This window comes from Bacteroides sp. ET225, assembly GCF_024733745.1.
Lineage (GTDB): Bacteria > Bacteroidota > Bacteroidia > Bacteroidales > Bacteroidaceae > Phocaeicola > Phocaeicola excrementipullorum.
Map to the genome: position 1 here is coordinate 1 of NZ_JANRHN010000099.1, position 267 is coordinate 267.

Consider the following 267-nt stretch of genomic DNA (forward strand, 5'->3'; position numbering starts at 1 on the left):
CCAAGAGACTTCTGCTCGGACATCAGGTGCATATATGCCTTGACAAGCCCTTTCTTATGGAGCTTCTGCTGCCACGTGCCGGTATATTCGGTGAAAGTCCTGCCGCAATCCTTGCACTTGAAGCGTTGCGTCCCGTGGTCCTTGCCGAAACGGTAGTAACGGTTGCCGCCACAATGAGGGCAGCAGCCCTGCTTTTCCAACAGAGCTGACAGGTGCGAGCTTTCAGGGACTGTCGCTTCACAATGTTTGGCCATGCTCAACGCTTGC

1 pseudogene is annotated in these 267 nt (G+C 54.7%); it reads right to left on the reverse strand.

The annotated features are described in order from the left end of the window. Nucleotides 1-203, reverse strand: a pseudogene (locus tag NW212_RS15265) (IS1595 family transposase); the annotation flags it as partial. Nucleotides 204-267: the final 64 nt, after the last annotated feature.